Annotated in this window: 19 protein-coding genes; all 19 read right to left on the bottom strand. The window is 37.7% G+C overall.

Annotated elements, in window-relative coordinates; translation table 11 throughout:
• Position 1: 1 nt before the first annotated feature.
• Positions 2 to 1,057 carry a pseudaminic acid synthase gene (gene pseI / locus P20495_RS11175; protein ID WP_008135962.1) on the bottom strand — a complete coding sequence of 352 codons (1,056 nt, stop codon included), beginning with the start codon at positions 1,055 to 1,057 and terminating at the stop codon, positions 2 to 4.
• A 17-nt stretch (positions 1,058 to 1,074) separates the two neighbouring features.
• Positions 1,075 to 1,827 carry a cytidylyltransferase domain-containing protein gene (locus P20495_RS11180; RefSeq protein ID WP_008135961.1) on the bottom strand — a complete coding sequence of 251 codons (753 nt, stop codon included), beginning with the start codon at positions 1,825 to 1,827 and terminating at the stop codon, positions 1,075 to 1,077.
• A complete protein-coding gene (locus P20495_RS11185) occupies positions 1,827 to 3,152 on the bottom strand; it encodes an aminotransferase class III-fold pyridoxal phosphate-dependent enzyme (protein WP_008135958.1) in 1,326 nt (441 codons plus the stop codon). The genes P20495_RS11180 and P20495_RS11185 overlap by 1 nt, the downstream gene beginning before the upstream one ends.
• 119 nt (positions 3,153 to 3,271) lie before the next feature.
• On the bottom strand, positions 3,272 to 3,751 hold the full coding sequence (locus P20495_RS11190; RefSeq protein ID WP_008135957.1) for a GNAT family N-acetyltransferase: 480 nt from the start codon (positions 3,749 to 3,751) through the stop codon (positions 3,272 to 3,274).
• A gap of 5 nt (positions 3,752 to 3,756) precedes the next feature.
• Positions 3,757 to 5,952 (bottom strand): 6-hydroxymethylpterin diphosphokinase MptE-like protein, encoded by a 2,196-nt coding sequence (locus P20495_RS11195; protein ID WP_242401475.1) that lies wholly within the window; start codon positions 5,950 to 5,952, stop codon positions 3,757 to 3,759.
• Positions 5,870 to 6,145 (bottom strand): hypothetical protein, encoded by a 276-nt coding sequence (locus P20495_RS11200; RefSeq protein ID WP_008135952.1) that lies wholly within the window; start codon positions 6,143 to 6,145, stop codon positions 5,870 to 5,872. The genes P20495_RS11195 and P20495_RS11200 overlap by 83 nt, the downstream gene beginning before the upstream one ends.
• A complete protein-coding gene (gene fliS, locus P20495_RS11205; RefSeq protein ID WP_008135950.1) occupies positions 6,135 to 6,563 on the bottom strand; it encodes a flagellar export chaperone FliS in 429 nt (142 codons plus the stop codon). The genes P20495_RS11200 and fliS overlap by 11 nt, the downstream gene beginning before the upstream one ends.
• 44 nt (positions 6,564 to 6,607) lie before the next feature.
• Positions 6,608 to 8,014: a flagellar filament capping protein FliD gene (gene fliD, locus P20495_RS11210; RefSeq protein ID WP_008135948.1), complete on the bottom strand. Its 1,407-nt coding sequence runs from the start codon at positions 8,012 to 8,014 to the stop codon at positions 6,608 to 6,610.
• Positions 8,015 to 8,040: 26 nt separating this feature from the next.
• Positions 8,041 to 8,457, bottom strand: a complete 417-nt coding sequence (locus tag P20495_RS11215) for a flagellar protein FlaG (protein WP_008135947.1) — start codon at positions 8,455 to 8,457, stop codon at positions 8,041 to 8,043.
• 85 nt (positions 8,458 to 8,542) lie between these two features.
• Complete coding sequence (locus P20495_RS11220; RefSeq protein WP_008135945.1) at positions 8,543 to 9,511, bottom strand: flagellin; 969 nt, start codon at positions 9,509 to 9,511, stop codon at positions 8,543 to 8,545.
• 164 nt (positions 9,512 to 9,675) lie between these two features.
• Positions 9,676 to 10,647: a flagellin gene (locus P20495_RS11225; RefSeq protein WP_008135943.1), complete on the bottom strand. Its 972-nt coding sequence runs from the start codon at positions 10,645 to 10,647 to the stop codon at positions 9,676 to 9,678.
• 505 nt (positions 10,648 to 11,152) lie between these two features.
• Complete coding sequence (locus tag P20495_RS11230; protein WP_008135941.1) at positions 11,153 to 12,121, bottom strand: flagellin; 969 nt, start codon at positions 12,119 to 12,121, stop codon at positions 11,153 to 11,155.
• 320 nt (positions 12,122 to 12,441) lie between these two features.
• Positions 12,442 to 13,674, bottom strand: coding sequence for a flagellar hook-associated protein FlgL (gene flgL / locus P20495_RS11235; RefSeq protein ID WP_008135936.1), 1,233 nt, complete (start codon positions 13,672 to 13,674; stop codon positions 12,442 to 12,444).
• Positions 13,675 to 13,676: 2 nt separating this feature from the next.
• Positions 13,677 to 15,680, bottom strand: a complete 2,004-nt coding sequence (locus tag P20495_RS11240) for a flagellar basal body rod C-terminal domain-containing protein (RefSeq protein WP_008135934.1) — start codon at positions 15,678 to 15,680, stop codon at positions 13,677 to 13,679.
• Position 15,681: 1 nt separating this feature from the next.
• Positions 15,682 to 16,677, bottom strand: a complete 996-nt coding sequence (gene flgJ, locus P20495_RS11245) for a flagellar assembly peptidoglycan hydrolase FlgJ (RefSeq protein ID WP_008135932.1) — start codon at positions 16,675 to 16,677, stop codon at positions 15,682 to 15,684.
• 132 nt (positions 16,678 to 16,809) lie between these two features.
• Positions 16,810 to 17,904, bottom strand: coding sequence for a flagellar basal body P-ring protein FlgI (locus P20495_RS11250; RefSeq protein WP_007378703.1), 1,095 nt, complete (start codon positions 17,902 to 17,904; stop codon positions 16,810 to 16,812).
• Positions 17,905 to 17,916: 12 nt separating this feature from the next.
• Entirely contained in the window at positions 17,917 to 18,600 is a 684-nt protein-coding gene (gene flgH, locus P20495_RS11255) for a flagellar basal body L-ring protein FlgH (RefSeq protein ID WP_007378704.1), read from the bottom strand.
• 16 nt (positions 18,601 to 18,616) lie between these two features.
• Positions 18,617 to 19,405: a flagellar basal-body rod protein FlgG gene (gene flgG, locus P20495_RS11260; protein WP_007378705.1), complete on the bottom strand. Its 789-nt coding sequence runs from the start codon at positions 19,403 to 19,405 to the stop codon at positions 18,617 to 18,619.
• 21 nt (positions 19,406 to 19,426) lie between these two features.
• Positions 19,427 to 20,170: a flagellar basal body rod protein FlgF gene (locus P20495_RS11265; RefSeq protein ID WP_008135926.1), complete on the bottom strand. Its 744-nt coding sequence runs from the start codon at positions 20,168 to 20,170 to the stop codon at positions 19,427 to 19,429.
• Positions 20,171 to 20,293: the final 123 nt, after the last annotated feature.

Below are 20,293 nucleotides of genomic sequence, written 5' to 3'. Positions count from 1 at the left end.
GCTAGCCTCTTAACTCATTTGTTAACGCAAAACTAACTCTATCACCCAGCTCTACATCGCTTGTTAAACGCAGCCCTAGAACATCGTCAAAATGCTTAGTGTGTAAGCCAAAGCCTGGCCTAACCGATTTAATATCGTGTTTTGTAATAACATGGCCCTTTGGTAAATCTTTAGCAAAATAGAGTGAGCGCCTAGCTAACATATTTTTTTTCGCTGAATCTGTTATGTCATAGCTCACAGTACCTATCGCTTTTTCTGCGTCTCTTACTGACTTAACGAGTGATGAAAATTCGTATTTATCTAATGAGAAAAAGGCATCTACTGAGTCGTCAGATTTATCAATAATAAAATGTTTTTCAATTATTTTTGCACCCAATGTAACACTTACTATCGGTGAAATAATCCCTTGTGTATGATCAGACAAACCAGAAATACAATTAAATCGTTTAGCTATATCGGAAATTGTTGCTAAGTTGCATTCTTCTAATGGGGTTGGATAGGCTGTCGTACACTTCAAAATTGCAATACTGTCACACCCATTATTGCGCAATGTAGTAACCGCAAGTTCAATGTCAGCTAACTCCGCAATCCCTGTAGAAAGAATCACAGGTTTGCCTGTTGCCGCAACATATTTCAAAAGGGGAATATCTGTTATTTCCGGCGAGGCTATTTTATATACCGGTGTATTTAATGATTCGAGTAAATCAACGGAAGATTCATCAAATGGGGAAGAGAATATATCAATTTCGCAACGTTTGGCCTCTTCGAACAGCGCCTGATGCCATTCCCAAGGTGTAAACGCTTTTTGATAAAGTGAGTGCAAAGACACATGTTCTTGCCAAGGGTTGTCGCTAGGCAAACAAAAATCTGGCTTTGAACAATTTAGTGTAATTGTATCTGCCGTGTAAGTTTGTAGCTTTACAGCATCTGCCCCGGCCAACTTAGCTTCAGCGATTAATTTTTTAGCTTTATTAATGTCTCCACCATGATTAGCAGACATTTCAGCTATGATGTAACACGGACTATTTTCATCGATTGTTTTATTGTTAATTTTCATAATAAGTCCAAAGCTAATTAATGTTGTTCATTTTGTAATGAAATAGCTAACCCTTCGTTACGAATAACTTGGCTATTAATCTGTTTAATGTGAGGATGAGCATCAAGTATATTTTTTATATTTTGATAGTTAATGTTAACAGTATCGTTGGTAAAACGTGCTAATTCTATGATAACTTGCCAATCTTCAGGTGTATCTAATGTAAACCGATAGCTGCTGTCATCTGTTGTGTTTTGCATTTCATAGGTAGAGAATTGGTTTAGTTTATTTTCGTAAAAATGTAACGTCACGTGTTCACGTTCAGACTCTCTGAGTTCAGCCGTGTTTAATGGTGATAACGCGCTCGTTTTAAAAACTTCACAATCAACGCCTTCGGCAAATTGTTCACTCAAAAAAGCATAATCAACCTGTTTTTCAAAATATGTCCGCAATAATAAATCACAAACGCCAGCATCCACAAAAGGTGAATCGCCTGTTATTCTCACAATATGGTCTGAGGGATACGCCTGACTAGCTTGCTGAAAACGCGCTAAAACATTTTCCTCTGAACCTCTAAACACGTTGATATTATGGCGTTTGGCTAACTCAACCAACTCATCATTTTCTTCGTTAAAAGAAGTAAGAAGAACAATATTATCAATGTACCTTGATTGTTTTAAACGCATAACAATGTGCAAAATAACGGGGATCCCATTTACTTCTTTTAACACCTTGCCTGGTAATCTAGACGATGCCATTCTTGCTTGAATAAAGGCGGCAACTGATTTCATTAATTTAACCTTTGAAAGCCACTGTGGCATACTGGGCCATTAATTAGGCTTTCTATATCTGCATTGCTGTCTAGCGACTGCTGAAGAAAATAAAAAACATCTCTCATTGCATCAATATATTTATCGCAAAGCTCATCGGTATGGGCGATCGAAAGGTAAATAACATTACTCGCTAAAAACCCTCTTTTAAGCATTTCTTGAGTAAATAGTGTTTTTAATGCCAATGCATGCTCACCTGGAAATATAAATATAGGGACACTATCAATACCTATAATTTTTAGGTTAAAGCCTGTTTGAGTGACCACTTCTTCAATACGAGATTTTAGTCTTGCGCCAGTTTCATTTAAGCGTTTGGGAATATTATCTCGTTGAAATATTTCTAATGTTTTTAACGCAGCTGTAAAGCCAACTCGTTCGGTCCAATAAGAACTACTAATGAAGGATTGCTGCGCTGCATCCATCACTTCAGAGCGACCTATTATAGCCCCTATTGGATGGCCGTTACCCAGTGCCTTTCCTAACACACAAATATCTGGCTCTATCGATGTTAAAAGATGAGACGCCCCTGTGTTAAGTCTAAACCCTGATGATATTTCATCAAAAATTACAACAATGTTATGTTCAACAGCTAAATCTTTCACAGCTTGAAGAAAAGCAACATCCGGCAATCCATGGCGAAAAACTTCCATCATAACAACGCCAAGGTTATCACCGTGAACATCTATGATTGCCTTAAAGCCATCAATATCACCTTCCTTAAATGGCAGCACAGTATTTTGTAATTGCTTAGGTACACCAGCAGGCCTTAAACCAGGTAATAATTGCTCATCTAAATTTTCAGCGTCAGTTATATTTGTTGCTAAGTACCAATCATGCCAACCATGGTAGCCGCAAAAGGCAACAACATCTTTTTTACTATAAGCACGGGCAATTCGCACTGCTAACGCACACGATTCGCCACCAGTACGTGTAAAGCGAACCGCTCCCGCCCAAGGGTGTATTTCAATAAGTTTTTCTGCTAATTCAACTTCTTCATGGCAATTCAAACTACTCATACTTCCGTTAGAAATCGAACTTATCACTGCATCGTTAATTTCATCATTAGCATAACCTAAAGAACTCGTACCAATCCCCATAATAGAGAAGTCATAGTAATGATTATTATCTAAATCCCAAACTTCACAGCCTTTAGACTTTTTATAATATGCAGGCCATTGATCGGGTAAAAACATTTCGGCACGCTTAGAAAGTAGTTGGTTTCCGCCAGGAATAATTTTTTTTGCTTTTTGCCAAAGCTCAGCACCCGAATTGCTTTTTAATGACATGTAGTATCCTTAGGAATAATAAGTTTAAATTATTTATTAGCCATTATAATGAAATTTTGTTTACGCCCTAGTAACTTATCGGCAATTTTAAAAAAAGACTTAGGAAGAATAGATGTTTTTTATAGAAGTGACTTTTTCATAAGCAAACCTTTATCAGTTTGCTGACTAATTTCAAAACCCAGTTTTTTATATGCAGTAAGTGCTGGGAAATTACCTTTATCTACTCCAAGCAAAATAGATTCAATGCCTTGGCTTTTAACTAAAAACTCAGCGCTAGCAGAAATGACCTCGGCAGCTACGCCTTTCCCACGCCACTGAATTTCTCCCAACAAGATGCCCATGGTTGCAGTTTTATTAACTAAATCGATAGGCTCGTACTTTATATTACCTATATGCTCATCACCAGCAAAAATACCCAACAAAAGACATGTTGAGTCGGCATTTTTGGTTGCTATATAGTCTTTTAATTCACTTAAAGAAGACGATGTATAACTAATAAACTCTTTAGTTTTACTGTCTTTAAACCAACTGAGATAACGGCGCGAAGCGCACTGCTCGGTTAAGAGCCTAAGTGTAAACCTTTCACTCTTAATAATCATAGAAATTAACTTACAGATGGCTTTGAATAATCGAAGCTGTAATCGCTTAGCTCATTCCAGCGTTGTCTATATTGCTGTGGTGCATCAGCAATAAAATCGATCCAAAGTTTTTTAGCTTTTTCGTAGTAAGGGATAATACTTGTTTCATCACCGAAGTTATAAAGTAACGAAATAAGCACAGATGTAACATAAAGTGATTCACCTTCAAGTAGTAAGAACAAATGTGTGTATCGAGGATGATTTTTAAATGAAAACAAATACCTTAAGCTCTCGAGTAACTGCTTCAAAGCCTCTTTTCTATTTGAAGTCGGTTTATTAAGAATATCAGCCATTGTATTACAAAGTTGCTCAAATTCGTCAAAATCCAAATAATCTGTTAAACAGACATTTTCATCTAAACCAGAAAATGCCTGCTGTTTTATATGCCCAATAACTTCGTTTTTAGAAAAGCTAAACTCTTCCAACAAAATATCATCCGATTTCAAAGGCATGCTGCCCTTAATCGCACTACCATCACTGCAGTTAAAACAGTTCATTCCAATATCAGACTTAGACTCTAAAAAACGCTCCATTTGCACTTTACCTGTATGCATAAAGTGGTCAGTAATGATATTTCCACCAAAGTTGCCTGGCACTACCAGCTCTCCACCCATTTTTAATGGCGCATGAATAGTTTCGCCTTCACCAGAATAATAATAACTACCTTTTGAATGATGGTGATTCGGATCTTTGTAGCCATTATCTGTACCAAATAAGTAAATGTTTTTAAACTCCATACTGCCAAAAAAGCTAAGCGCTGTATTACCAACTAGCGGGTTGCTGTACCCTATTGTTGTTGTGATACGATTGTTTTTCAAAAATTCTGAAATATGAAATAGCGATGTACCAGCTTCATTACCTTTAAGCGCAACACCGCACCAACCAAATAAATCTAAGACCTTAGGGTACATAACATTCAAAACAAGTAAATTTATTTTCTGTCGTGTTTGTTCGGGTATAAAAGCTGTTAAAAAGTCCTCTGTTGCTTTTGTTCTTTCAAGTGCAACATGGAAGTCAGGGGTTATGCCTTGCTTTAACAATGCTGTAGTCGCCGAATTACACGCAACAATTATAACCTTTTCTTTAAATTTTTTAATATTTTCAATATCATTATCCAAAGAAGGTCCATTTGCGACAATAAAAATAGGATAATGGTTATATTTTTCTACAATTTTTTGCGAGGGTTTTAGAAGATTAATACTCTTTTGAGAGTTGTTTAACGTGTGAGCGATACTGAGCAATGCATCATCAAAAAAACCCCAGCCCATGAAAAACTGATGGAAGTTATCTTTAAATTCAGCAATTAGTTTATTTACTGCTTCAGAAGGATAGTGTTGAAAGAACAATGCACTAGCAACACTGAATGCGCCAATATCATTTGCTCTACTGTAAAGAGCCTCGTACATCTCTTGTTCTGGAACGCCAATTGAAAAATATAAATAACTACCTGCTTCATCAACTTTACTAAGAAAATCAACCCAGTCAAAAGTAAATAAACTAGCAAAAAAGTAATCTTCATTAGGCTCAAATACACTAATGTAAGCTGCATTGAAATTATCAAAAAAATTATCTAAATAATACCCCAGACCAACCCCAAAAATAATAGCACTAGGGACATATTCTGCAAGACTACTTGCTTTTTCTAGACCTCGCTGGGCCTCATTATAAATAGAACCAATACCTGCCATCAAATCGATATGGATAAAGTTTGTCTCGTTTTTTATAAATTCTAACTGGGTATGATCGACTTTCCCTAAAATAGGGTTTTTAAGCATACTTTTAATCTGCTCTTTAGACTGAGTATGGGGGTCATCGCTATATATTGGTACCCCTGTATCATAATCAACAAAGTTAGCTGTACCATTTGGGTTCAGGAACAAATTGAATTTATTATCTGGTTCATGTGAAATAAACTTATCAGCTATCTCAGGAAAGTATTTTCTAAATGCATGAATATTATTTTCAAAAATAACATTCGCTTTTTCTACAAAAGCATCTTCATTTTGCTGTTTTTTAGAAATCGAATTCAGGGTTTCTTCAATCTCGTTTATAGACTTTTGAGCTTTGTGCAGATCATTTTTAGACATGTGTATATTTCTTAAGGTTTTTTTGATTTTTATTAAACTGGGTAATATTTTTATGAACCTGTTTTTTACTGACATCGACTTTATTGACTATAAAACGATGTCTTTCAACAAGAGACTGCAAATAAACTATATTTTCATTTAAAAGAGCTTTATCCATGCTATTCATGTTTTCTAATAACTGTTTATCTAATTTTGTTGCAAGTTCTAAATTTTCATTATCAATCGCAATCTCTAACTGTTTGATTAATGATTCAAACCTATCCTGCATGTGCGTCAATACCATTCTCAGACAACGTTTTTTCTCTTACGTCATATGGAATTTCATCCCATGCTGATTTTATCTCTTTTAATAAGTTAGAAACCTCCGTCACAATCTCAGGATCGTTTTTTATGCTTGCATCTAAGAGGCGATCAACCATGTAGCTATACAAAGAATATAAGTTATCAGAGACATCACCACCTGCGTCAAAATCAAGACAGCCGCGTAAAGCACTAATAATTGCCGACGCCCTTGAAATATGCTCGCTCTTAGCTTCTAAATGTTTTTTTTCAATGGCAACTTTTGCTAAAACCATCTTTTCTATCGCACCAGACATCAACATTTGAATAATTTCATATCTATCTGCACCTGCGACTCTCGTTTTTAGGGCTTCTTTTTGATAGTTTTTTACTTTAGCGTTATACATAATTCACCTATTTTATATGAATGCTTATTCAATTCTTAAAATGTTTAGTTATCTGAACGAGTAAATCCTGGAAGGCTCGCCAATTGAGCACTTAAGTAGGTTTGAGTTGATTGCATTTGAGCAAGTAACACATCTAAGCCAGCATACTGTTCACGTAGCCTTGCCTCCAAAGACTCCATCCTATACTGATGATTCTCAACATCATCTTCTAATTCCGATATTTGCCCGTTCAAACTATCTTCACGCTGCTTCATGATGCCGTCTGAATCTATGTAGTTATTAAGCAACGTTTCAAACTTTGTGGCTATACCGTTCTCACCTGCAAAAGCCTTGCCAATATCATCAAAATTATTATCTAATGCATCATTCAAACTGCGAACTAAAGATGACTTTTCTAAATAACCCTCTTTGTCAACGCCAATGCCTATATCAAAAATACTCTCAAATGGGCCTGCATCGGTCAAATTAGTAGACAAAGCATTAACGAGTTGTGAACTCAAAGATCGAATAGTAGAATCGCTATTTAGTGGTTTACCTACGCGCGACTGAAACCCTAATTGGCCAATAACATTGTTATAATTAGTAATAAGCTCATCAACTAGCGTCGTTGCGCTATCTCTATCAAAATCAACAGATAGCTTAGCTACTTCACCACCAACGCTTGCACGCTTAGCTGTAATAGTCATATCTTGCACAGCATCTTTAAAGGTATTTGTGTCATTCGTTATAGTGATACCGTCAACTTTTATTACCGCATCCTTTGCGGTATTCTCTGCTGCAATGCCAATACCACCTGCACCGCCTGCGTTACCTATAGTTGAAACATTATCAAGTTCAGCGTTATCATTAGTAATAACAAGATCGTTTCCTGTACCCGTTACTGTTGAAGTTAGGACAAGCTTTGCTTCTGTACCGGTGTTAATTATATTCGCAGTAACGCCAAAATTATTATCTGAGTCATTAATCGCATCACGTAAGTCAGAAAGCGTCGCGCCCGCGTCTAGCGTTAAATCAAAGGCTTTATCAGGCCCTGCCGAAAAAGACAATGTCCCGCCAGAAGCACTAACTACTTCTTCATTAGACGCAAATAATCCATCTTCAGATAATGCACGGCTGCCTTGAGCAATCTCAATAACTTCAATTTTAAAATCACCAGGCGTAATGTTTGAAGTAGGTGTGACAGAAATTAAATCTCCATCATCACTGGTTGGTTGAGTTATATTAGCAACTCGCTTATTAAAATTGTCAGGATCTGCTAGTTTTTCTATAGTGTCTTGTAACTGAGACAATGCAGATTTAACTTCACCGATAGCTGATAACTCAACTTGAAGCGCCTCATCCTTTGCAGCAAAGGCATTCATCTTAGGCACATTTTCAGCATCCACCGAAGCTGAAATAATACTTTCTAAATCAAGGCCTGAGCCAATACCCGCAGATGTAATAAGAGGCATAATATAATCCTAAATAGCTGAATGGCTTAGACTGTTTTATTAAACAGTAAACCCTTATTAATTAGTTTATCGGCAAATTCATCTAAAGCTTTAGCTATTTCCCTGAACTCTTCTGTAGGGATTTCTCTTATTATTTCATCGTTACTTTTATCAAGTACTTTGATAATAGGAAAATCCCCTCGTTCATCAAACTCAAATTTTAAATTAGTTGATGTTAAAGGGATATACTCATTTAGCTTTTCTAAATTTTCTTTTACTTCAACAAATAAATCATTATCTTTTTTCTCTTCAAGCTTTTGTGCAGTTTTAATATCAACAGCTTCTCTAGCTGTTAAATCAGTACCTTTTTCAAGCTTTTCTTTCTTTACTGCTTCTTTGGTAACAAAATTACTCGCAGTATGTAATCCATCTGTTGTTTTTTGTGTAGAGTTTAAATCAATCATTTCGGCACCCTCGAAACATTTATAAGTACTATAAGCCACATTTGGACAATTTGCTTAATCTAAAGTGGCCTATAGTTCAAATCAGTTAGCCTAAAAGAGATAGAGCAGCCTGTGGACGCTGATTTGCTTGGCTTAGAATTGTTTGACTAGCTTGTTGTAAGATTTGCATCTTAGTTAAGTTAGCTGTTTCTTGCGCGAAATCTGTATCCTGAATACGTGACTTAGCCGCTGATAAGTTTTCAGAGATATTTGATTGGTTGCGAATCGTTGATTGGAAACGGTTTTGAACCGCACCTAACTCAGCACGTTTTTTATCAACTACAGCGATAAGAGAATCCATACCTGCGAATATTACTTGTGCATTTGCTTGGCTAGATACACTAATAGCTGTTGCTATGAATGACGCGGCAAATGTATCTGTAGCGAGTGCTGCACCACCGATATCAGAAGCACCTTCAGCGAGTCCTGATAAGCGATTACCTGTAACAGCACTTGCCACAACAGCAATACCAGACATTGTAAAACCACCATTAGCTGACACACTGTTTACACCTGCAGTAGCACCTACATTTTGCATACTAAAACCAATAGTTTGCACTGCATCAGCACCAACTTGAAATTGAGCGTCATAGCTACCATCTAACAGGTTTTGACCACCGAACGTTGTATCTTCTGCAACACGGTTAACTTCTGATGATAGTGAACGAATCTCTTCTTGGATAGCTAAACGGTCTTCATCAGTATTCGAGCCATTTGATGCTTGTTGAGCAAGTGTACGGATACGCTGGAACATTGATGTTACTTCGTCAAGCGCTCCCTCAGCAGTTTGCGCAAGTGAAATACCATCGTTAGCATTTCGATTCCCTTGGTCCAAACCATTAACTTGCGATGTTAGACGGTTTGAAATCTGCATACCTGCAGCATCATCTTTTGCACTATTAATACGCATACCAGACGATAAACGTTGAAATGATGTATCTAACGCATTACTAGAGTTACTTAGTTGTCTTTGTGCGTTCAAAGAACTCACATTACTATTTACATATAAAGCCATAATAGCCTCCGCTTCAAAGTTCGATGGATTATAACGGGATACCCCTACCCTGTTATAATCCGAGATTTAGAGTACTGGATTTTTAGTCCTCTAAATCATTTATCGCCCATTAAAGCAAAAGCTTTAGCTTTATTTGTATTTAATTTTTATTTACGCCTATATTGTTAACCTTGAAGTAAACTAAGCGCCGCTTGAGGACGTTGGTTAGCCTGCCCTAAAATAGTTTGACTTGCTTGTTGTAATATTTGGTTTTTGGTTAAATTAGCCGTTTCCATCGCAAAATCAGCATCTTTAATACGCGATTTAGCTGCAGATAAGTTTTCAGAAATATTAGCTTGGTTACGAATAGTTGACTGGAATCTGTTTTGCACAGCACCTAACTCTGAACGTTTTTTATCAACAACTGCAATAAGTGCATCCATACCGGCGAAAACTAATTGCGCGTTAACTTGGCTTGAAACACTTATATTACTTGCGATAAATGTTGCCGCAAAAGTATCTGTTGTTAAAGCGGCCCCACCGATATCAGATACACCTTCAGCTAACCCCGATAAGCGCTGTCCTGAAACCGCACTTGCGATACCTGCGATACCTGACAAAGTAAACCCACCATTAGCTGACACACTATTAACTGCTGCAGTAGCACCAACATTTTGCATGCTAAAACCTATAGTTTGCACTGCATCAGCACCAATTTGAAAGCTTGCTGAGTAACTACCATCAAGTAAACTTTGGCCGCCAAATGTCGTATCTGTAGCAATACGGTTTACTTCATCAGATAATTGACGTATTTCTTCTTGAATTGCTAAGCGGTCTTCATCTGTATTCGAACCATTCGAAGCTTGTTGTGCAAGAGTACGGACACGCTGAAAGGTAGACGTAATTTCATCCATTGCACCTTCTGCCGTTTGGGCTAAAGATATACCATCATTCGCATTTCGGTTCCCTTGATTAAGGCCAAGTATTTGCGATTGTAAACGGTCTGAAATTTGTAATCCAGCAGCATCATCAGCTGCACTATTTATGCGAAGACCCGAAGAAAGGCGTTTAAAAGACGTGTCTAAATCTCCACCGCTTCTATCAAGTTGTCTCTGTGCATTTAGTGCGCTCACATTGGTATTTACATATAAAGCCATAATATACTCTCTTCTTATCTGTCAAAGTTAAGTCACTATCTCATTCGAAAGAAAGTGGATATTTGACAAAGTGACTAGATATGTACGCATAACTCATGCCTAGGGGCAACTATCTGCCACTTTGTAAGTTAATAATAAACTTACAAATACATAAGCAAACATTAGGCCAACTTTAGTTAACTAAAATAAAGAAGTATACAAGCAGCCATTAGACAACGCTTGGTTTGTGATTGGGCAGGCTAAAATAGTAGTATTATAATAAAAAAGAGTAATAAGGCCCTTACGGGCCTTATGATCTGATAAGTTTGAGAGTGGGTTAACTTTCATAAACTAATGGCATAGTTTATGCTTATGTTTATGTGTTCTGCAAATGTAAGAACTGTTGGGATTTAAAGCCTCCGCTTGAAAAATCCTGTAGCGCCTTTGTTAATACCCCATTAAACAAAGGCGCTTTTATTCTTCTTCGTCAATACTTTGACTAATCTTTCTGTTAAACCTTCACCGATTAACCTAGTAAGCTTAATGCAGCCTGTGGACGCTGATTTGCTTGACCTAAAATTGTTTGGCTAGCCTGTTGTAAAATCTGCATCTTGGTTAAATTAGCTGTTTCTGCAGCAAAGTCAGTATCTTTAATACGAGAACGTGCCGCTGATAAGTTTTCTGATATATTCGATTGGTTACGAATCGTTGATTGAAAACGGTTTTGAACCGCACCTAACTCAGCGCGTTTTTTATCTACTACCGCAATTAAAGAATCCATGCCTGCAAATACTACTTGTGCATTTGCTTGGCTAGATACACTAATAGCTGTAGCTACGAATGACGCGGCAAATGTATCTGTAGTTAGTGCTGCACCACCGATATCAGAAGCACCTTCAGCAAGTCCTGATAAGCGATTACCTGTAACAGCACTTGCCACAACAGCAATACCAGACATTGTAAAACCACCATTAGCTGATACACTGTTTACACCTGCAGTAGCACCTACATTTTGCATACTAAAACCAATAGTTTGCACTGCATCAGCACCGACTTGGAAATTAGCATCATAACTACCATCAAGTAAGTTCTGACCACCAAACGTCGTATCTTCTGCAACACGGTTCACCTCTGATGATAAAGAGCGAATCTCTTCTTGTATCGCTAACCTATCTTCATCTGTATTAGAACCATTTGATGCTTGTTGAGCAAGTGTACGAATACGTTGAAACATTGATGTTACTTCATCAAGTGCTCCCTCAGCAGTTTGTGCTAAAGAAATACCATCGTTTGCGTTACGGTTACCTTGATTTAAGCCATTAACTTGTGCGGTTAGACGGTCTGAAATTTGAAGTCCCGCTGCATCATCTTTTGCGCTATTGATGCGCATACCAGATGATAAACGTTGGAATGATGTATCTAATGCGTTACCAGAATTGCTTAATTGTCTTTGTGCGTTTAATGCACTAACATTTGTATTTACATATAAAGCCATAATATCTCTCCCGAAGTAAACTTATCATTTACTCTCAAACTTACTAGATTAAGCAGTAGTTGTTATTTCAACGCTTTGCTTGGTTAATTAAGTTATCGGTCCCTTTAAAAAATCCTTTAGCTTTTTTTAATTTTTTTATTCTTTATTTTTAACTAACTGTAATTTAATGGTTTTACCTATTTCAGTAAATTAAATAACACGATAGAAAACACTTGTTTATTTTTAATAATAAAAACCAAGTAGCTAAATTTAAAGGGGATAATCTTAAAAAGAAGGGAAAGATTCGAATAAGGCAAGTTGTTGCCTTATTCTTTGTAAAATTATAGATAATCAAATAATGAAAGGTTGGCTAAACGGCCAAAGGTTGCCTGAGATGCTTGAAGAGCTGTTTCTTGCTTTGTAAGTTCTGTAATAGCTTCAGTTATATCAATATCAACTAAGCCAGATCTTGACGATTTGTTATTGATATCTAAATCAGTATTTGACTGCTGTACTTTGTCTGCTGTATTAATTCGACCTCCAAGACCTGCTTGAGTAAGCGATACATTGTTCTTTGCATTATTTATCTGTACTAGTGAGTCAGCAAGAACTTCCTTAAATTCTTCTTGTGTTAGGCTAGGGTTCGTTAATCCTGCAATTAATTCATTCATTGAATTTAACACATTCTCTTTTTTAGGAGCTTCTAACGCAAAATCAACTTGTCCGCTGGCAACTGGAGATATACTAATTTCTAGACCTGCAAAACTAATCTTGGAACCACCAAAGTCACCTGCCGCCAATATTGTTCCACTCTGTTCAATTTGATAAGTATTTGGAGTACCCACAGTTGTTATAACATTTATTGTATTTGAGCCAATAGGAGCCGCGGGATCTGGGTCAAAATTAGATTTATGAAATAAGTCAAATTGCCCTTGTTCTGTTACAAAGACTTTAGCACTCGTTATACCACCAATCACAGTTCCGTCATTTGATGTAACATTTAATCGAGCGTCCACTTTTTCAAATGCATCAAAACCATTATCGCTCGATTTTATATCAACACCTTCAGCTATTTTTATCTTGTGTTCACCTTGATCCCCACCATATACATATATACCTGTTGATGACTCAAGTGCATAAGTCTGAGTATTATCTTGATAGCCTGAAAATATATATTTTCCATCTTCTGTTTTAGAATTCATTAAATCTAGCACGCTACTTTGAAGTGCTTTTATTTCTTCAGCTATAGACTCTCTGTCGACATCATCATATGCGCCATTACCTGCTTGAATAGTCAATGTATGTGCTTTTTCAAGTGCACTTTTAATTCCTTTGAGAGCTGCTTCCTCTATATTTAAACGGCTAGTGAGCATTGTAATATTTTTAGTGTATTGCTCATTACTTTGTATACGATCTGTATACTGCAAAGCACGAGCCGAAGCCGACGGATCATCCGAAGCTGTTAAAACTCGCTTTTGTGTATTAACTTGCTCTTGCGCTTTGTTTACGCTTTGTTGATTATTTAAAATTGAATTCAAACTATTTTGATACATTAAATTATTTGATAAGCGCATAACTACCTCGCAGCACTAAGTAAAGTGTCAAAAATGGTACGGGCCGTCGCTAAAACTTGTGCTGAGGCTGCATAAGATTGTTGAAAACGTAATAAATTAGCAGCCTCCTCATCTAGATTCACTCCCGAGAGTGATTCGTACCATGCTTCTGATTGTTGAGCGAGTGCTTCAAACGCCTCACCATTTGTTTTCGCCTGGCTGGTTACCACACCAATATCACTTACTAATCCCGCGTAAGCTTGATTAAATGTTTTATGGTTATCTGCATTCGTACCCGAAACCACATTTTGACGAACTAACTCTCCACTTTGTAATTCAGCAAGCTTTAAACCATTTCGATTATCATCGAAGCCACCTTCGTTAAATTCTAATGTGAAGGTATCACCCGTAGCAGTTGTGCCTTCTAAATCAAAATCGAAACCATATAATTCAAATCCATTACCTGCTTGCTGTAACATATTCTCTGCCGGAGGCGTTATCGTAAATGTACTGGTATTAACTCCATCTGATACTGTATATTCATCCAAGTTGGCTGTTTTAACTATCGAAATAGGCCCATTTGTAAGCCCAACTGGAGAAGAACTAAAACTGCCTGTTGTAACATCCGTAACTTCACCCACAGTAATTGTTGCAGAACCTGTATTATTAATATCGTTGGCGGTTCTAATTGGTGCGGCTAATGCTAAATCTTCACCACGCCCTGTTGTCAAAGACATACTTGCAGCAGCTTCTGAATTAAGCTTTATTTGAAACTGATCACCTGTATTTCCGGTCCCCGACACATTAATCTGTAACCCATATGACTCACCACTGGTAATAGTAGATGAATCTATAACTCCAGCAACTATATTTGCTGTTGAAGGGTTACCCAGCGGTTCACCTTTATTATCAACCGGCTGAATTTCTACTGTTGTGCCACTAGTATATGTAACTATGAAATCACTTGCCGGCAATTCACTACTCTTACCTGGCTCGAGCGTTGCTGTCATGGTTGAACCACCAGTATTGGCTGCATAAGCATAACCGCCGACTGCAGGTATATTAAATATATTGCCACCTAACTCACCATTAGCATCCATACCAAGCTTATTTTGCTCATTAAAAGAATCTGCAATAGCCAATCCCATTTGACCAATTTGATTTTGTGCTGGTACTAAAATATCGTCTCTAAATGCAAGTAAGCCGCCAATTTTTCCTTTCAATTTACTTGTATCAACTTCGAGAGGCACAACTTTACCACCATTAACATCAAGCTTAAGCTCTTTAAAATTAGGATCTGGGTCACCTCGCATGGAAAATAAATTAAAAGAACCATTCTGCATAACTACTGCTTCACCTGTACCCATAAAAACAAGCTTTTCACCGTTGGGGCCATCAAGTGTTTCTATATCTATAAGTTCTGACAGGTCACGAATAGCTTTATCGCGCTCATTATATGTAGAGCTAGCATCAGCTGCATTATTAGTACCATTTACAGCAGCAATATCTTGATTCAACGTGCTTATTTTCTGAACTAACCCATTAGCTTCATCAGTGAAAATTTCGAGCTGTTCGTTTACTATATTTTTTTGATCGAACACAATTCCTGAAAGCCTATCCATTTGATTTATTAAATTTTCAGCATCAGTCATCACTAGCGAACGCGAAACCGTTGAAGATGGCTGGTTAAGTGCTCCTTGAACATTGTTAAATAAAGAGTTAACGCTTGTAGATAAACTATTCGATTCTTCAGAAAATAAAGTATCAACACGATTAGCTTCTACCACAAATTGCTCAAAGAAAGTTTTATTCGATGTATCTCGGTTTAATTGTTCCTGAGCAAACTGATTCAGTAATCGGTAAGTTTCACCTCGACCAACCTGATTATCAATCATGGTTGAATGCTCCGTTCGTTCACGAACATAACCTTCAGTATTTACATTTGCGATATTTTTGCTTGTCGTCTGCAGTAGCTCTGAGTTAGCCCTAACTCCAGAACTGGCAATACTTAATAAATTAAACGACATATTACTTTACTCCTTGGCGAATAACGTTTGCCGCAATATCTTTTAATTCAGTACTTTTCAGTACTTGTTTTATTTTGCTAGCATAATTTGGATCGGTTGCATAACCCGCTTTTTGTAACGAATCTAAAAAGTCGCTTGGCTTTGCTGTATTTTTTAATGCCTCTTGATAGCGTGGGTTTTGTGTCAAAAAATCAACAAAGTCATTTACACTTTCTTTTATTGAGTCGTACGCCCTAAAGCTTGCTTTCTTTTTGACCGCTGTACCTTGCTCAAATTCGAGTGTGACTTTACTGGCTTTTTCACCTTCCCAGCTTTTATCTGATTTAATATTAAATAAGTTATTTGAACTGTTACCATCACTTTTATTAATGATATGTTTACCCCAACCAGTCTCAAGCGCTGCTTGCGCAACCATTACAGCCGGGTTTAAACCAATTTTCTTTGCTGCCGTTTTAGCGTGTTCCCACACAGAGCTAACAAACTCTTCAGCCGATTCAAATACCGGAGTCTCTATTTTTGATTCTGTAATATCCATGTTCATGTTCGTACTTACAGGCTCTACTGATTTATTATTATTTTCATGAGGAAGTTCTGAGCCCACTCGCTTATCACTTAAAAAGTCCGCTGTTGTTCTCAAAACAGATCCGGGCATAAAGTTTTTACCATCAGGGGATAACTGTTGAACGATTAAGTCTGCAAGGCCTAAAGAACCATTTGATGATAGTTCTGTCGATAATTGTTGATCGTGCATTTCTTCAAAGAACTTAACCCCACTAGAATTAAATGGGCTTTCTTTGTCCTCAAATGCTTCGTTTGCCTTGCGCATACTTTTAAGTAACATTTGAGTGAAAATTGCTTCAAATTGTGCAGCGGCTTTTTTTAGCGCAGCCTTTGATGCATCAGTCGATGAATCACCACTGGTTAAGGCTTCTTTACGAAGTGAATCTAAGTTGCCTAAATCAAAAAAGTTTTGCTTATCGAGATGATTTGTTTCCATCAGCTTTTTGACACAATAATGAGTAATGCAATTAAAATGCAAAAATTGAGCCAGTTGACTAACTTTAAATTAGATATATTGCGAGGGGATGATTTTGCCCTAGTAAAAATGTTACTAGGGCGTATTTAAATACTAAATAACAACTAGTTGACCGTTTATTGCACCAGCCTCTTTTAGCGCTTCAAGAATTGCCATCAAATCACCTGGTGCAGCACCAACTTCATTGATTGCTCTGACTAAATCGTCCAAGCTAACACCTGGATTAAATACAAATGCACGTGAATCATCCTGATTCACATCGATAATACTTTGATTAGTAACGGCGGTTTCACCTTCACTTAATGCATTAGGCTGAGATACATTTTGTTGCTCTGTAATCGTCACAGTTAAACCACCATGAGTAATTGCGGCAGGCTGTAGCTTTACATTTTTCCCGATTACAATCGTACCCGTACGAGAGTTAACAATAATTTTTGCTGCGTTATCCGCAGGGGTAAACTCTAAGTTTTCAAGTGTTGATAAATACGATACACGTTGTGATGCATCTCTTGGGGCAATAACACGAATAGATGCAGCATCAATTGCCTGTGCGCTATTGGGACCAACTAAGTCGTTTATCGTACTTTCTAAACGTTTCGCTGTTGTAAAATCTGGGCGATTTAAATTAAAAGTAATATAGTCACTTTGCATAAATGGACTTTTAACGGCACGTTCAACAGTAGCACCATTGGGAATTCGACCGACGGTGGGTGTATTTATAACAACCTTGCTGCCATCCAACCCCTCAGCTCCTAAGCCGCCAACAATAAGGCTACCTTGTGCTATAGCGTATACATTCCCATCAACACCTTTTAAAAATGTTTGAATTAAAGTACCACCGCGCAAACTACCGGCGCTGCCAATAGACGACACGGTAATATCAATTGTTTGTCCTGGTTTTCTGAACGCAGGTAACTCTGCATGCACAGCAACAGCAGCCACATTTTTAATTTTAGGGCTTAAATTAGCCGGCAGTGTAATACCAAAATTACTTAACATGCCCTTGAAACTCTGTTGGGTAAACTTACTTTGCTCGCCAGTCCCAGGTAAGCCAACAACTAACCCGTAACCCACTAATTGGTTAGAACGCACACCTTCAACCATAGAGATATCTTTAATACGCTCTGCATGTGCCGAAAATTGGCATCCCAGCAAAACAATTAAACAAAAAAACTTAAATACATTCATATTGAATGTCCTCTAAAAAGGAAAGAGCGAGCTACTAAAAAAGCGCGTTAACCAACCAGCACTTTGTGCCTCTTGGGTTTGCCCTTTTCCTGAATATTGAATCCGTGCATTGGCTATTCGGTTTGACTCAACCGTATTATCCGAGCCAACATCTTGCGGGCGCACTAACCCTTCTAAGCGAATAAACTCTTCGCCTGTATTAAGAGTTAACCATTTTTCACCTCGAATAACTAAGTTACCGTTTGGTAAAACACGCATCACATTAACCGATATATTGCCAAATAAACTATTTGATTGATTTGATTTAGAGTCACCAGAAAACGATGAATCACTGCCAATTCCAAATTGAATACTGTCGCCACCGATATTAACAGGAAGTCCCCCCAAACCAATTACAGGGTCAAGGCTCGTGTCAGATTGCTTATCTGTTTCTGTTTTTGCCGCTTTTGTAGCTTGGGTAGATTCTTGCAATTTAACCGTAATGATATCGCCGGTACGCAGAGCTTTTCTGTCCGCGTATAAATCGTTCGACACATTCGTGTTAAATAAAGAGCCTGTTGCTACAACAGGTTCTATATTTGGTTCTGGGTACATTGGCGCATAGTAAGGATCGTCTTGCACTATTTCACTATTTTGTGTTGATACACATCCACTTAAAAATAGAGTGCCTGCCGCAAATAACATAATATTACGCATATTCTGCCCCTAAACCTTATAGTTGCTGATTGATATAACTCATCATTTCGTCGACGGCTGAAATTACTTTTGAATTCATTTCATAAATACGTTGAGTTTCGATAAGATTTACCAGCTCTTCTGTGACATTTACGTTTGATGTTTCAAGTGAGCCTTGAATAATACTACCAAGCCCCTCAACACCAGGGTTACCCTGCACCGGAGCACCACTTACAGCTGTTTCGGTATAAAGGTTTTGACCAATCGGCTCAAGACCCGATGGATTAATGAAGTCACTAATGGTGATCTGACCAATAACTACGTTATCGGCTTGACCTGCAACACGAACAGATACTTCTCCGTCTTGCGAAACAGTAATCGATTGAGCATCTTCGGGGACATTCATTTCTGGCTGAATAACATAACCAGCACCCGATGTAACAATTCGTCCATCACCATCGGTGGTAAACTGGCCATTGCGCGAATAGGCAATATTGCCATCTGGCTGCAGCACTTCAAAAAAACCTTCGCCGGAAATCATCCAATCTAGTGAGTTTTCGGTGGTTAACATGTTACCTTGCGTAAACTCTTTTTGGTTGGCTACAACTTTTGCACCCGCACCTAACATTAGGCCTGATGGCATTTCAGTGTCTTGCGATGAACGACCACCTGGCTGATTAATATTTTGATAAAGTAAATCTTCAAATATAGCGCGGCTTTTTTTGTAACCAACCGTACTGGCATTCGCTAAATTATTTGAAATAACCGAAATATCGGTTTGTTGAGCATCAAGCCCTGTTTTACTGATCCACAATGCAGGATTCATAATAGTGTCCTCATTTTAAAGTTAAACTATGCGCAACAGCTGATCTTGACGTTCGTCAATTTCTTCAGCTGTCTTCATCAGTTTGACTTGTAGTTCAAATTGGCGTTGATGACTTATCATATCGACCATTTCATGAACTGGGTTCACATTCGACATTTCTAAGGTTCCACTCAATACTTTTACATTAGCAGAAGTATCAACAACTTGATTTGGTTTTGGTCTAAATAAGCCATCATTACCTTTTTCAAGTTGTGAGTTATTTGCTTCAACTACTTTTAAGCGATCAACCTCTTCTAAAAAATTCGCTGGTGCGCCTTGCGGACGAACCTGGATAGCACCATCTTGGCTAAATTCAATTTTTTCAATCGGTACAGGCAGTATAATCGGACCACCTTCGCCAATAACTTGGCGGCCATGACTTGTTACCAGCATACCTTCTGCCGTGATATTAAGCGTACCTACTTTAGTGTAAGCTTCATTACCCGACGCATCTTGCACACTCAGCCATGCGTTATCGCTCATTGCAATATCTAAATCTCTGCCTGTTTCAACTATGCCACCCGATGTCATATTTGAACCTGGACGTTCTTGCATCGAAAATACACGGGTTGGCAGCCCTTCACCAAACGCTTGCATAGAACGCGCTTGAGCAAAGTCTGATTTAAAGCCTGTAGTATTAGCATTCGCCAAATTATTGGCTTTAAGGGCAAGCCCCTGTAGGCTCTGCTTAGCACCAGAGGCCGCAATGTAGACCATTTTGTCCATAACATCGACTCACATAAAAAATCTATAACTATATAAATGCAAAATAGATGCCAGATCACGATTGACGTAAAATTAAGGTAATAAATAAACATTTCTTGCAGTAGATGATTCACAGACTAAAAA

The organism is Pseudoalteromonas sp. BSi20495 (genome assembly GCF_000241185.1).
Lineage (GTDB): Bacteria > Pseudomonadota > Gammaproteobacteria > Enterobacterales > Alteromonadaceae > Pseudoalteromonas > Pseudoalteromonas fuliginea.
This window is presented reverse-complemented; position numbering and strand designations above follow the sequence as displayed.

Excerpts from the sequence above, each read along its gene's own strand:
- P20495_RS11265 (WP_008135926.1), bottom strand. The coding sequence starts at position 20,170 with ATGGACAAAATGGTCTACATTGCGGCCTCTGGTGCTAAGCAGAGCCTA.
- P20495_RS11240 (WP_008135934.1), bottom strand. The coding sequence starts at position 15,680 with ATGTCGTTTAATTTATTAAGTATTGCCAGTTCTGGAGTTAGGGCTAAC.
- P20495_RS11180 (WP_008135961.1), bottom strand. The coding sequence starts at position 1,827 with ATGAAATCAGTTGCCGCCTTTATTCAAGCAAGAATGGCATCGTCTAGA.
- P20495_RS11220 (WP_008135945.1), bottom strand. The coding sequence starts at position 9,511 with ATGGCTTTATATGTAAATAGTAATGTGAGTTCTTTGAACGCACAAAGA.
- P20495_RS11230 (WP_008135941.1), bottom strand. The coding sequence starts at position 12,121 with ATGGCTTTATATGTAAATACAAATGTTAGTGCATTAAACGCACAAAGA.
- flgG (WP_007378705.1), bottom strand. The coding sequence starts at position 19,405 with ATGAATCCTGCATTGTGGATCAGTAAAACAGGGCTTGATGCTCAACAA.
- P20495_RS11200 (WP_008135952.1), bottom strand. The coding sequence starts at position 6,145 with ATGCAGGATAGGTTTGAATCATTAATCAAACAGTTAGAGATTGCGATT.
- flgJ (WP_008135932.1), bottom strand. The coding sequence starts at position 16,677 with ATGGAAACAAATCATCTCGATAAGCAAAACTTTTTTGATTTAGGCAAC.
- flgH (WP_007378704.1), bottom strand. The coding sequence starts at position 18,600 with ATGCGTAATATTATGTTATTTGCGGCAGGCACTCTATTTTTAAGTGGA.
- P20495_RS11225 (WP_008135943.1), bottom strand. The coding sequence starts at position 10,647 with ATGGCTTTATATGTAAATACCAATGTGAGCGCACTAAATGCACAGAGA.
- P20495_RS11190 (WP_008135957.1), bottom strand. The coding sequence starts at position 3,751 with ATGATTATTAAGAGTGAAAGGTTTACACTTAGGCTCTTAACCGAGCAG.
- P20495_RS11250 (WP_007378703.1), bottom strand. The coding sequence starts at position 17,904 with ATGAATGTATTTAAGTTTTTTTGTTTAATTGTTTTGCTGGGATGCCAA.
- P20495_RS11195 (WP_242401475.1), bottom strand. The coding sequence starts at position 5,952 with ATGTCAGTAAAAAACAGGTTCATAAAAATATTACCCAGTTTAATAAAA.
- P20495_RS11215 (WP_008135947.1), bottom strand. The coding sequence starts at position 8,457 with ATGATTGATTTAAACTCTACACAAAAAACAACAGATGGATTACATACT.
- pseI (WP_008135962.1), bottom strand. The coding sequence starts at position 1,057 with ATGAAAATTAACAATAAAACAATCGATGAAAATAGTCCGTGTTACATC.
- fliS (WP_008135950.1), bottom strand. The coding sequence starts at position 6,563 with ATGTATAACGCTAAAGTAAAAAACTATCAAAAAGAAGCCCTAAAAACG.
- flgL (WP_008135936.1), bottom strand. The coding sequence starts at position 13,674 with ATGCGCTTATCAAATAATTTAATGTATCAAAATAGTTTGAATTCAATT.
- P20495_RS11185 (WP_008135958.1), bottom strand. The coding sequence starts at position 3,152 with ATGTCATTAAAAAGCAATTCGGGTGCTGAGCTTTGGCAAAAAGCAAAA.
- fliD (WP_008135948.1), bottom strand. The coding sequence starts at position 8,014 with ATGCCTCTTATTACATCTGCGGGTATTGGCTCAGGCCTTGATTTAGAA.